Genomic DNA, 12187 nt, shown 5'->3' on the forward strand with positions numbered 1-12187 from the left:
GGCAGTCGGGAACCGCCAGCCACTTCGAGTATTCACCGACGCTCTGCCTTGATAACTCGAATGACATCGGCGATACGAACATTGATCATCGAGATCAGGCGGGCAGAGTCGACGGAAACAGCCTTCCACGGTGCGGCATGCCCAATGGCATACCTACCGCTATCGGGCAGGTCTCGCCACTCCAACCGGTGTCGGCTGATTCCTCGCGGACCGAATAGGGATTCCCCTTGAATCACGTCGATCGTGCCCATTACCTGCGGTGTCGTACGCAGAAATCTCGTGGACAGCGCACCAACCCGCTCCTCGGACACGACCCCGACCGGCGAACGGCCGTAGTCATAATCGATTTCGTCACACGTCGCCGCAGGTGCGGTCAACGGGATTTCTCCGAGCGCGCCGGCTTCGGCGGTCGGCAACGCACCGACCACTACATCGGGCAGCGCGAGCGGATCACATTCGGATACAGTGAACCCACCACCGTGCGAATGGGTTTCACCTGGCAACTGGGTGATGAGAAAACCGCGGCCACCCTTGCGAGCTGCCAACATCCTGATTCGACCGTCCGCTCGCTCCCGATCGCGCCCATCCCAACCATTGACGACAATCCGAATGTCGGGATTCACCACGAATTTCAGGACATCAGCGAAGTACCCGTCGCGCATCCCGCTCAGCCGTTCGGCAGTTTCGCGCTTCTCACGCAGGTAGTCGTAGTAGAGCGGCGTCTTACTCAGGAAGACGAATGGTTCCGGCAGAAAGTCTTTCGCGAGCTGTTCCCACAGGACAACAAACTCGAGATCCTCGAACTGCCAACTGCGGGTCACTTCTCGGCTACCGGTGTCACCGCGGCAGGAATGTCTCCCACGACCTCGTCTAGATTTCGGACGGAATCGAGATAGCTCGCCCGCTGGGCCACCTTCTGCTGACCCTGCCCGGCGCCGGCCGCTCCCATGGGGGCACCACCCATCGGCATCGCCGCGGGCGTTGCCGAGCCCGAGGCCAACCCGGCACGCGATGTCGATGTGGTCGTCGAATTCAACTCTTCGGCAGCTGCTGCGCGCGGGAACAACTTCGAGGCGAGCGTGTCCTGTGTCTGCGTGCTGACCGGGCTGCCACCGCCGGCGCCGGTCGGGCTGGTCGAACCAGGTGAGAGATTGGGATTTCCAGCAGAAATCAGGGAATTCTGATCGACCGGACTCTGCTGCTCCTCTTGCGGTGTCTGCGCCTGAAGAACCTGTTCCACAATGTCCTGCGCGGCCGTAATCCCTTGCGTCACCGCCTGCTGAGCGGCCTCGATGCCCTTCTCGACGGCGGTCGCGGCCTGCTGCGCCAGGGTTTGAATCGCCTGCGCCAACTGCGTCAGATCGGTGTCCTGCTGCTCGGGATTCGTGGTTTCCGGCCGCTGCTCCGGTTCGGTCGGAGTTTGCGGGCTGGACGGAGTTGTTGGGGTAGACGGCGTGGACGGTGTCGGCGGGCTGGTCGGGTGCTGCGTTCCTTCACGCTGAGAGGTGGGCGATTTGGTATTGCCCGGCTCCTGCGGAATGCCCGCGGTAGTTCCGAATGGTTTCGGAAGCGTCCGAAGGTTGCTGTTGTACTGGATAATTCCAGCGCAATAATATGTTTCGCAATTCTGTTGGTATTGCGCCAAATTCCCAGCACCGATCTCACTGCCGGGCAGAGCCAGGCCGGTGAGCGACGGAACGCCACTGTCCGCGGACGTGGCTAAACCCGGCTGACCCGTAGCGGGTACCGCTAGACCTGGTTGTCCCTGGCCCCCAGATGAGGTCGGCGCCTGACGCGTTTGCGGCATGGTGGCCTTGGTGGATTGCAGCCATTCAGCAGCACTCGTCAGATCCGTGCCGATCGAGGCCATCATGGTTGCGAGCGTTGTCCCATCGCTTACGCACCTGTTGACAGCACCGACGGCCTGGCTTGCCGAAGGTCCCGTCCACCCCTCCAGAAGTTTGTGCTCACCGGTTACCGTGTTGAATTCCTCGAAGGCGCTACGGATTTCGCCGGACATCCAGGTCCAGCGGCTTCCGGCCACCGACGCGATGGCGGCATTGACGCTCTCCCCCAGGTCGAACAGGTTCTCCCACTGCTTCTGGTACGGGTTTTCCGGCTGCACCGCCCGGCTGTCGTCCGGCATTTGATACGCGGCGACTCCATAGATATCGCTGAACGCACCATTACTCGGATTGGGTGCGGAGTCGGAAATCGTCACCTTGCCGGGATCCGGCGGAGCGGCTATCGGCGCGCTCGCCGTCTTTGTCATAGATATGTTCACAAAGTCATCGACGGACGAATCTTCAGCGGCCGGAAACGCTTTGGCGGCGAATTTGAAAGTGTCCGCCATATCCCGCACAACGGTAAGGTGCGAACCCAGGATATCGCGGAGCTGGCCCGCCAGGGTGGAGTACTCGTCGGCCAGCTCGGCCCCGGACGGGAATCCGCCCGCCGGGCCGGCGAACGGACTCAAGCCGGAAACATCAGCCACGGATGCCTGGACAGCGAGTAGGTGACCGATCAGCGCGCTACATGCGTTCAGCGCCGTTGTGGCCGACTCCACGTTGAACATGAGCGTCTCCGAGCCCACATTCGCCTTCAGGACATCGAATGTAGGAGCGCCTTCGCTACTCACTGGAACCCCCCGATCATTCCACTACGTCATCAGTCTCGCCCGGGGAGAACTCGCTCACCCGCGATCCGAGAACCCGGGGCGAGCCCCACTATGAGCCGCCGAATGCCACCATTGAACTCGGCTGGCCGGTTGAACACGTGCCCGACCGTATCATGACGCGGCGGGGGGCGCCTTGGGCGTTCTGCTGGCTCGACCTTCGTCATCCCGGCATGCTTTTGGCCGGGATCCACGCCACGAGGTGCTGTGCCAAATCGTGTGGATTCCGGCCAAGAACGCGCCGGAATCACCGGGGGGGCTGTGCAGTATCAGAAGGGTGCCGCTGCGGCGTCGACATCAACTGATGGATTGCGTGTACCGACGACCGCTCCGATCAACCGTGGGGTACCGGGTTTGGTGGTGGCGCTGCTACGCCGCCGTTCGCCAGGCGGTACATAGACGTGAATCAACTCGGCTAGCGCGTTGACGATTCTGCCGGGATTCAGTAACGGTTCAGCCAATTCCGGATCGGGTACCTCGGCGGCCGGTGGTATCGGGTTGTGCGGGAACAGGAACTTCGCCCCTTCCGGGCTGGTGGTCACCGAAGTGCCCGTGGGTGTGCGCCATTCGACCCGACGGTCCGGGTGATGAATGACCGACCAGCCGTTTCGCCCGTGATCGGCGAGAGTTTTGAGCCGGTGGTGGCGACGGCAGAGGCAGCCCAGATTCGCCGCCGTGGTCGGGCCACCGGAGGCAGGGTCATGGTGATCGAACGGGCTCTGGTGGTCGAGATCGGTGGCTATCGCCGGAGTCCGGCAGCCTGGTGCACGGCAGATGCCATCGATCGCTCGTACTCTCGCGGCGAGCGACAGGGCAGGCCGATACCGCAACTCCGCAGCATCGACAGCAGAGGGGGTTGGCCCTGCCCCGCCGTCCCCGGTGATGTCAGAGCTTCCCAGCCGCGCCGAAACGGCAGCGTTCCCCGGCTGGGAAGTAGTAGACAGCGAACCCGCCCCCGAAGTCGTCACCGCAGCAGCGCTCCCCGACCGAGATACGCCGAGCAGCCGACCGCCCGCCGCAGCCGCCACGACAGCAGCACACCGCGCGTCGACCGAGGCAGACGAGTCGGACACGTCAGGAGATCCGGAAGCACTGCCCGCGTCCAGCCCGGCGGGTCGCGGACCGACCACTGAAGTCATCACCGCCGCAACGCACTCGACGTGCGCTGCGCCGGACAGCGACCCGACCGCCGAAGTTGTCTGTGCGGAGGCACATTCCACGTGCGATATCGCACGGTGTGAACCTCCCGAGAAAGTTGTCACCGCGGAAGCGACAGACATGCCGAACCCGCTGGCGGCGTGATCGTTTTCGGGTACAAACTGAAAACGAGCGTGACGAGCGATCTGGCGGGCCAAGTTGGCATCGATGGCACCGAATCCAGCCAGTAGACCCGGATTGTCCTGTATGCCGATCAGGGTTTCGGCGGAGACGCCGACCTGCACCAGTGCGCGACGTGCCGAATTCGCCGGATCCGGAGAGCCGGTGCGCGGGCAGTTGCCGCGCTCGCACTGGCAGGTGAGCCGCCCGCTGCCGTCGGCGAGCGCGATGAGTGCGTCGGCGCGGCGCTGATTCATCGACCGCGGATCCGCACCGCAGCAGTCGGTGATCGCCATCTCCCGCAACCGCTCGTACAGCGCCCACCCACCGGCAGCGGGCAGCACCCCGTCCAGCAGCGCCGTCCCATTATCAGCGGCCTGGACACTCACGTATCGCTCCTGCTCCGCCTCCTTGCGCCTCCGCACGGCACCGGCGGGGTCGATCTCCAACAGCCACTTGCGAATCGCGCGCCGCAACCGTGCGGGATCGTTTCGTGCGGCGTACTCGACGATCCGCTCCTCCAGGGCCTCGACCAACTCATCGGGGGCGTTCACCAGCGTGTCGTGAATAGCCCGGACCCGCGTCAGATCCACCCGCCCCCGAGCGAACGCCGCCCGCGTCAACGGCAACCGCTGCTCCAACCCGAGCCCCAATGCGATCAGCCCGTCCGCATGCCGCTGCGAAACATGAAGGTTCACACCGATTTCCGTGGCCGTGGACTCGCCCGCATACCGGGCGGCAACCCCGAGTTCGATCTGCTGCGCCCGCCGCATGCGGTAGAGCCGCGTCATCAACGCAACCTCCTCCGCCTGCCCCACCGCAACCCGCGCATGCACCGCCTCCAGCCGCTCAACCAGCTCGTAGCTGGTGAGGTCAAGCTCGGCGGAATCGCTCATACGTTCGATCTTATTCGAGCCGCCCCCGACACGGGAGGCCGATCACACGACATGCCGAGCTAATCTTCAGCGATCATCAAACGGGGGTCCAGATCAGTTCGCGCACACAGCCTTCGACGCCATCCGGCCCGCTCAGGACATCCTTGATCCGGACCTACCGACTCACGGGCGATCGAATTGCCCGTTGGCCACGCCTTTCGCGAACGCATCCCACTCAGCGGCGTTGAACAGTAGTTCCGTGCCATGAGAGTCAACGAGCGCGGCAGAACCGTCGTCACCCAATCCAACGGTCAAGACCTGGTCGACACGACCGGCTGCTCCAGACAAAACGAGCTCTAACACCCCTGACCACTGGCCATTCGAGACGGAAATAATCGGCTGGCATTGAACACGCCCGGCGTACTTGCTGTCACGGATGAGCACGACATCATCGCGGAATGCGACCTCGACGCACGTCTTCTCCGCACTACTGAACGTCGATTTGAACCAGGCCACTCGCATGATTAATTAGACTATCCGACTTGCGATCTCATCGATCAGCATCAACGACTCCTCGCGACCGAGCGAGATCGTGAACAACTGGCGGTACAGGTAGTCCAAGGCCTCGACCTTCGCGCGATCCTCGGTCAGCTCGCCGTAGATGGCCGTGTCCAACCAACCCACCGTTGGCAGACGGGTGCTTTCGAAGTCCAACAGATGGAATGTCGCGACATTGAGGCCAGCAATCGAATCCCGGGCATTGAACGGGATAACACGCAGATCCAAGTTGTCGTCATACTTCTCAACCATCTCGCCGAGATGCCGAAGTTGGTTGCGCTGCACCTCAGGTCCGCCAACCTCCTGCATCAGCGCGGCCTGACCGATGATCACGGACAGTTGAAGCGCGTCGGGTCCGTCGAGACGGCGCTGACGCTCCAAGCGAGCGCGGACGCGCTGGTTCACTTCGGTGGGCCGTGCGGTATAGACGATCGACGACATCAACGCTCGAATGTAGTCCTCGGTCTGCAGGAGTCCTGGGATCACGCCGCCTTCGACACTGCGGATACTCCGCGCACCGTCTTCCATGCCATAGAACCGCATCTGACCGTCGTCAAAGAGCGCGGAATACCCACTCCACCAGCCTCGTTGCCGCGCGGCCGTTCGAAGCGCGCACAGTTCCCGCTGCTCGTCCGGCTCGAACTCGAGCAGTTCCATCAGGATCTCGAGTTTGCCCTCACTGAACATGCCGCGGTAGTTCGTAACCTGCGACCAATAGGCCGCGCTGATATCCAGAGCCTGCTGGATCGCGCTCGCCTTCACCCCAACTGCCTTGCCCTGCTCACGGATTCGGAGCATGAGCTCCCACCCCGCCACGGTAGGAGATACGTGGGCCATCGCGAGCTCTCCCTCATTGGAAGTCGCTGAACTATGTCCGATTTACCGTACAGCACAGGCCACAGTGACCACCACAGCCTATTGAGTACTTAACTTAAGTGCCGTAGTCTTCAATGTGTCGTAGCCCACACTCTGATCTCCAATCGTCCGCGGGGCAGGTCGCTCGGCCGCGCTGCAGGCAAGAGCCGAACTATCCGCACGACAGTCCAATTCGGGGAGGTACCGCAATGTTCGAAACGTTGAAGGTGGGCATCTGGGCCTGTGTCGACGACGAATGTCCGATTCGACTCCTGCTTCATCCCGAAGACGACGCGGCCACACTCGTGTTCGGCGGTCCCGATGGATTCGAACTCTTCCTCAGCGAAGCAGCGCTGCGGAACCTCTTACAGGTGGGCACCGATGGATTGAGCCGCCTGACCACCAGACACTGACAACACTACGATGCCAGCCGAAAACACCAGGAGGTCAGCATGATTGGAGAACTGCTGTTCGTGCTCCTCGGCACAGGATCGGGGGTGACGATCGGCTGGATCGCCGGTGCCGGGCGTACCCGTGGGGCTCATACCGCCGGGAATACTGTCGCCGACATCCGGGCCCGCATCGAACGAGAAGATCAGGGACGCTACTGGCTGCTCGCATAACGGATGCATACTCACGCGGGACTTGTTCTCGCGGAATAGTTCTGGTCGGCGAGCGGCAGTGTCAGTTCAGCTTCGGGAGCTCGGGGATCAATTGACGCATGACCGATTCGCCGGTGACGCAGTTGCCTTCCTGGCCGCCGCTCCCACCGGAAACCGAAACCGTCACCGCTTCCCGCTGATCACCCACCTCCTGATAGGTGTAATAGAGGGTGCAGACACTCGTCGTTACCGGCTGCGCCTGGACGTCCAGACTTGTTCCATCCCCCAAATCGATGGAGCGCTCAACGGAGAGGTTGTTGAAGCGACGCAACTCTATTTTGACCGGTTGTGAACCCTCCCAGACGCAGGAGTGAGCGGAGAACTCCGATGGCTTCTTTGGAATTGGGCCTGTTGCGTCGTTCAAGAAGTCCCATGAGACAAGTCCGCATGGGTCGACCACGGCCAGCGAAGCGGAATCTGTAAGCGCGGGAACCGTATCCCGCGTGGACATCAGCCGGGTGAGCACATGATCAACGAGGCCGCACCGCTCCTCGTCGCCATTAATTCTGACGCTGACGCCCCATTGTTCATCGATATCACTGAGATTTGCTGCACGTGCACAATACCCGGCACCAGTCGTCGCACCGAAGATCGCCAGGCCATCAATCTCCTGACCCGTTGGCTTGTAGAACTGAAGATTGTCTCCCGCCTCGACGACCATCTTTCCACCGGCTGTCTCCGCCTCGCATCCCCAATTCCAGCTCGTGGAAAACTGCCAGGTGGATATGTCGGTTGGCCATCCCGAGCCATCCGGTACTGACCCGTCCAGAGCCTGTCGCAGCCAGGCGCAGGTGTCGGCCTCCCTGAGTCGAGTAAGCATCGAGCCATCCGCTTCTGCCCCCATCGGATCGCCGCTCACCCGACCCCATGCGATGCCCGCGACTACCAGCATTAACACAGCCAAGGCCGCGAATACGACCTGGCGGGCGACACGTCGCTGGGCGGAGGTGGCATCTGGCTTGGCCTGCCCGGGTCGCAATCCCGCAGACCTGGTCGTCGTTGACCCCAACATGGAAACCACTTGCGTGGCATCGGGGTTCGCCGTCAGCGCAACCAGCTCGCGAGCTTGCTGGTCGATGGCTCCGTGGATCGAAGCCGGCCACGGCATCGTCTGCTCAGACAGTCGGCCAATGTGCTCGAGGAACTGCGCTGGAGTAGGCCGGGCACGCGGGTCCTTGTGTAGACAGGGCTGGACAAGCCCGCGCAGCTCCGGTGGAAGTGGCTCCAAGTTCGGAGCGGTGTGCGCGATATTGAACAGCGTGTAGGCCAGTGATCCGCCCACGAACGGGCTCGCCCCTGTAGCGGCCATGAACAACAATGACCCTAGGGAGAACATATCGCTGGGATACGAAACCGACTCGGACAGTGCCTGTTCCGGCGACATATACGCCGGGGATCCGACTGTCGAACCAGCTTCGGTGAGGCCACTGGGATTCTCGGTCAGCAATGCGATGCCGAAGTCGATGACGCGCGGACCGTCAGCCGTCAGCAGCACATTGCCGGGCTTCAGATCGCGGTGCACCAGACCGGATCGGTGAATCTCCTGCAAGGCCACGGCGAGACCAGCGGCCAGCAGTCGGACGACCGGAATCGGCAGCGGCCCATTCTCCTGGACTGCTTTGTCCAGCGGCATGCCGACCACGAAAACCGAAGCCAGCCAAGGTGTGTGGCCATCGACATCGAAGTCGATCACGGGTGCGGTGAATGCGCCGGACACCCGCGTGCTGGCCGATACCTCCCGGCGGAACCGTGCCCGATACTCCGGCTCGTCCAATAGGTGGGCATGAATCTGTTTGATCGCAACGAACCGGCCATCTGGCCCAATGCCGAGCAGAACTCGGCCCATACCACCGGAACCGAGTACACCGAGTACACGATACCGGCCGATGACCTGCGGATCATTGGCGACGAGCGGCTGAACAATCATGATCTCGGCAGCCTAGGAAGCACGTCGGCAAGTACTCGCTCAGCCTTTTCGCAGGCGTCCGGTGCGTCACCGTAGTTGTCGATGGTGAACGTCACGATCTCGGCGCGTTTACCAGTAGTTGGCCGGACCATATGTTCTAGCGCACAGGATGATTGATCCACCTGGCGTTCATCGAAGTAAACCGTATAGTCGCCAATCTGAACGGTGGCAGGCGATATGAACGAGCTCGTCAGGTCAGGGCGTGTACGCTCCACCAGCTCAATCTGGAAGGAAGAATCGCTACCGTCGACAGTGCATCGGCGGGGTTCGACGCTGCGCTTCGCGGGATCGCCCGCTACTGAGAGAGATAGCTCGGAATCCAACAGTGAGCAGGGGTCCAGACGCAAGATTGATTCCGGAAGTAGTTTTCGCATAGGCACATATACGAGCAATCGTTCGACAACGGCCCGGAATGCCTGGTCAGCATTCGCACAATCGCTGTAGTCCAGTGCATACACCCGCATCAGTATCATGGCTCGAGCGCCGCTCTGGTTAATTACCGAACGAACGCACTCACTACCGTCATCCTTGCCGAGAATCGGTGCCCAACCGACGGTTTCGCCGGTAGGGTTCAGGCTATCCTCGGAATACCCGGACGATTCGCCGACCTGGAGGACGTATCTGAGCTTCCGCTCGGTGTCGTCAGTGATATCGGTCCCGCAGCCGATACTAGATTGCGCCAAATCGCCAGTTCGGGCGCCGAACTGGCCAGCGACCACCGTATCGAGCAACTCGCAAGTATCGATCAGCCGCAGCTCTTCCGGCGTCAGAGCAAGTGAGGGGTCGGTCATGGGTTCCGCATACCCCGGCAGCCGTGCCCACTGATAGACGGTGACACCTGTACCCGCGATGACAAGCGCAGAAACCGCCGCAACCGCCACCGCACGTAGCGTGCGTCGACGGCGCTGACGCATCCGCTCCAAGCGCTCCTGCTGATTGGCCTGCTTCGCGGCCGTTTCCACCCACCATTCGGCATCGGCGCGGTGCTCGGCGATTCGATTCAGCACAGACTGCGGCCAAACTGGTTCGGCGGGAATGCGACCGGCCGCCTCCAGCAGTTGTCTCGCGGAGGGGCGCTTCGCCGGGTCCTTTTCAAGACATGCGGCAACCAGGTCACGCACAGAAGGTGGCACACGTTCGATATCTGGTGTCGCTCGTATCACGCTGTAGAGAATCTGCGGCGTGGAATTGCCGGGGAACGGGCTGGACCCGGTTGCCGCCATGGCCAGGATCGCTCCTACCGAGAAAACATCCGCGGCCTGTGTCAGGTCGCGGCCCTCGGCTTGCTCCGGGGACATGTATGCGGGTGACCCGATCACTGAACCGGTCGCCGTCATCGTGGAGTCACCATCGAGGCTTCGGGCGATACCGAAGTCGATGACCCGTGGTCCCTCCGGGGTGAGCAGTACATTGCCGGGCTTGAGATCTCGATGCACGAGTCCCGCCCGATGGAGCTCCTCGAGTGCCAGAGCCAGTCCGACCGCCAACAGCCGTAACCCGCCGAGATGCATGGGACCGCAGTCATCGATCACCGCACCGAGATCCGGCCCCGGAATGTATTCGGTTGCCAACCAAGGAGTTTCGGACTCGGTCCCGCTATCCACGACTGCGGCCGTATAGGCCCCGGTAACCTGACGACTGGCCGCCACCTCACGTTCGAATCGTGCATGGAATTCAGGATCGTCGGCCAGGTGCCGGTGAATCTGTTTGACCGCCACCAGTCTTCCGGTCGGCGTGCGACCGAGTAATACTCGTCCCATTCCACCCCGGCCGATGACAGCGAGCATGTGATTGCGTCCGAGCCATGGCGGATCCGCTGGCGTCAGCGCCTTCATACCGTTCCTCCTGCGGACTTCCGCTCCGTAGCACCGACCAGCATCGAGCCTCGCGTCACCGTGCGTCCGCCATAACTGCGTATTGGGCGGCGGCCATCCAGCGAATGTTGGTTTCCTGATTGCTGTACAACTGCGCCACCAGGTCGCCACGGACGACAATGCAACGGAAGCGGCGGGCTTCCAGCGACGGGGATGGAACTGTTGCCTGAGAACAGGTCACAGAGGGGAGATTTCGGACGCCGCGCATCGGCACGTACTCCGATTGGCCCCGCTTCCCGTCCAAGTAGACAGAGAGACCAGCCGCTGCAGCGCTGTCGCGCGTTCGATATAGGAACTTGTTGTGGGAGACACCGACTGCGGTGACCCCCCTGGCCTCAAACTCCTGGATTTCGGCGGCAGGATTGTCGATCATCACGGCGAATGCGCGCGGCCCATAGATGGCGAAGGTGTAGTCATCGGGCGCGTAGTCACCTGTCTTGACCAACCGTGGCAGCAGTTTGTCCGGATCCAATGGCAGCGTAGGAATATCCCCAACCGATGTGGCCGTGAACGATTCGAGTTCGGCCAGTTGCAGTTGGTAGGTTCGTGCCACCATGTCCGTCAGGCGGTCGAGATCCGGCTCCGGCAACTGGGCAAGAATGCGGATTACCAGCGATTTCCAGGCCAGCCAGCTGCCCACGGTCGGTACGCCAGGCTGCCAGTGGTTGAGTGCCTGCGGATAGCCATCCAATGTCACCGGCGTATTTTGCTCAACGGTCTCGAAGTCCTCGCGTGCCATATCTCGTGCCGCAGCGGCGGCCGTCTGGTCGTCGGGGAAAGCAATGAGAGAGACAGCCAGGAACTTCTCTTGCCGATTTCCATCGGCATAGGGTTTGCTTGCGGCAAGTGCACTGAATCCTGCTACGACGTCAAATTTTTCCAGGGCCACCCCTTGCGGTCCGGATAGCACGCCGGCGATCACACCGTGGTGATCGGCGAGCGGCCCACCACCACGCCCGACCGTCAGGTCCGGGTCGATATCGCTCGCCTGGACAACCCTTTCCCCAAGTCTCAGCGATTCCGCCAGGATGCCACGTGCTCGGCTGGGCTGGTCGTCGTAGTCCCCATCGATTCGATGTGTTGGATAGGGGCCGTAATCCAGTGTGCTGCCGGCATTTCCGCAGGATACCGACAGTCCCACCATCAGCAGACCAAGCGCCGCGGCGGTGAATCTGTTGAATAGGAACCGCATACATCTCTCCCCCAGCCCACAAGTCTTCTCGACAGTGGGCACGTGCACCAAAAGCTTGCGCCGACCCCGAGCGAGCTCAGACCGTGGTGAACCTAGCACCGGGCCGACAAGAACTCCATCCGAGAACGTCCCACAACTCCGGTGAGAGTTGATGGCTGACGCCAATCAGCCCGCTCACCCCACATTTGTGAGGGAAGCGGGCCTATGGAGCTAC

Annotated in this window: 10 protein-coding genes; 2 read left to right on the forward strand and 8 right to left on the reverse strand. The window is 62.0% G+C overall.

Translation table 11 applies throughout. The features are described 5' to 3' along the window. Positions 1–32: 32 nt before the first annotated feature. From NU1_RS09230 to NU1_RS09250, 5 genes are all read right to left on the reverse strand, one after another. Positions 33–821 (reverse strand): ESX secretion-associated protein EspG, encoded by a 789-nt coding sequence (locus NU1_RS09230; RefSeq protein WP_067519381.1) that lies wholly within the window; start codon positions 819–821, stop codon positions 33–35. After that, positions 818–2575, reverse strand: a complete 1758-nt coding sequence (locus NU1_RS09235) for a hypothetical protein (RefSeq protein WP_157552061.1) — start codon at positions 2573–2575, stop codon at positions 818–820. Before NU1_RS09235 ends, NU1_RS09230 begins: the two co-directional genes overlap by 4 nt. Before the next feature lie 368 nt (positions 2576–2943). After that, the gene (locus NU1_RS09240) at positions 2944–4887 is read right to left on the reverse strand and encodes an HNH endonuclease signature motif containing protein (RefSeq protein WP_067519385.1); all 1944 of its coding nucleotides are present in this window, start codon (positions 4885–4887) and stop codon (positions 2944–2946) included. Positions 4888–5049: 162 nt separating this feature from the next. Further along, the gene (locus NU1_RS09245) at positions 5050–5388 is read right to left on the reverse strand and encodes a DUF397 domain-containing protein (RefSeq protein ID WP_067519386.1); all 339 of its coding nucleotides are present in this window, start codon (positions 5386–5388) and stop codon (positions 5050–5052) included. Positions 5389–5394: 6 nt separating this feature from the next. Then, entirely contained in the window at positions 5395–6261 is an 867-nt protein-coding gene (locus NU1_RS09250; protein WP_067519388.1) for a DUF5753 domain-containing protein, read from the reverse strand. Positions 6262–6488: 227 nt separating this feature from the next. Here NU1_RS09250 and NU1_RS09255 point away from each other — a divergent pair, with 227 nt between their 5' ends. Together NU1_RS09255 and NU1_RS41230 are read left to right on the forward strand one after the other, a co-directional pair. Then, on the forward strand, positions 6489–6692 hold the full coding sequence (locus NU1_RS09255; protein WP_067519390.1) for a hypothetical protein: 204 nt from the start codon (positions 6489–6491) through the stop codon (positions 6690–6692). A 39-nt stretch (positions 6693–6731) separates the two neighbouring features. Then, positions 6732–6902 carry a hypothetical protein gene (locus NU1_RS41230; protein ID WP_157552062.1) on the forward strand — a complete coding sequence of 57 codons (171 nt, stop codon included), beginning with the start codon at positions 6732–6734 and terminating at the stop codon, positions 6900–6902. 61 nt (positions 6903–6963) lie between these two features. On the opposite strand, the gene NU1_RS09260 is transcribed toward NU1_RS41230, so the two are convergent. Genes NU1_RS09260 through NU1_RS09270 form a run of 3 tightly spaced genes read right to left on the reverse strand, consistent with a single transcriptional unit; the run spans position 6964 to position 11973 of the window. Then, on the reverse strand, positions 6964–8868 hold the full coding sequence (locus NU1_RS09260) for a serine/threonine-protein kinase (RefSeq protein WP_067519391.1): 1905 nt from the start codon (positions 8866–8868) through the stop codon (positions 6964–6966). Beyond that, positions 8865–10742 (reverse strand): serine/threonine-protein kinase, encoded by a 1878-nt coding sequence (locus NU1_RS09265; protein WP_067519393.1) that lies wholly within the window; start codon positions 10740–10742, stop codon positions 8865–8867. The genes NU1_RS09260 and NU1_RS09265 overlap by 4 nt, the downstream gene beginning before the upstream one ends. Positions 10743–10797: 55 nt before the next feature. After that, the gene (locus NU1_RS09270; RefSeq protein WP_067519395.1) at positions 10798–11973 is read right to left on the reverse strand and encodes a DUF7373 family lipoprotein; all 1176 of its coding nucleotides are present in this window, start codon (positions 11971–11973) and stop codon (positions 10798–10800) included. Positions 11974–12187: the final 214 nt, after the last annotated feature.

Source organism: Nocardia uniformis NBRC 13702, assembly GCF_001613345.1.
In the GTDB taxonomy this organism is placed as follows: domain Bacteria; phylum Actinomycetota; class Actinomycetes; order Mycobacteriales; family Mycobacteriaceae; genus Nocardia; species Nocardia uniformis.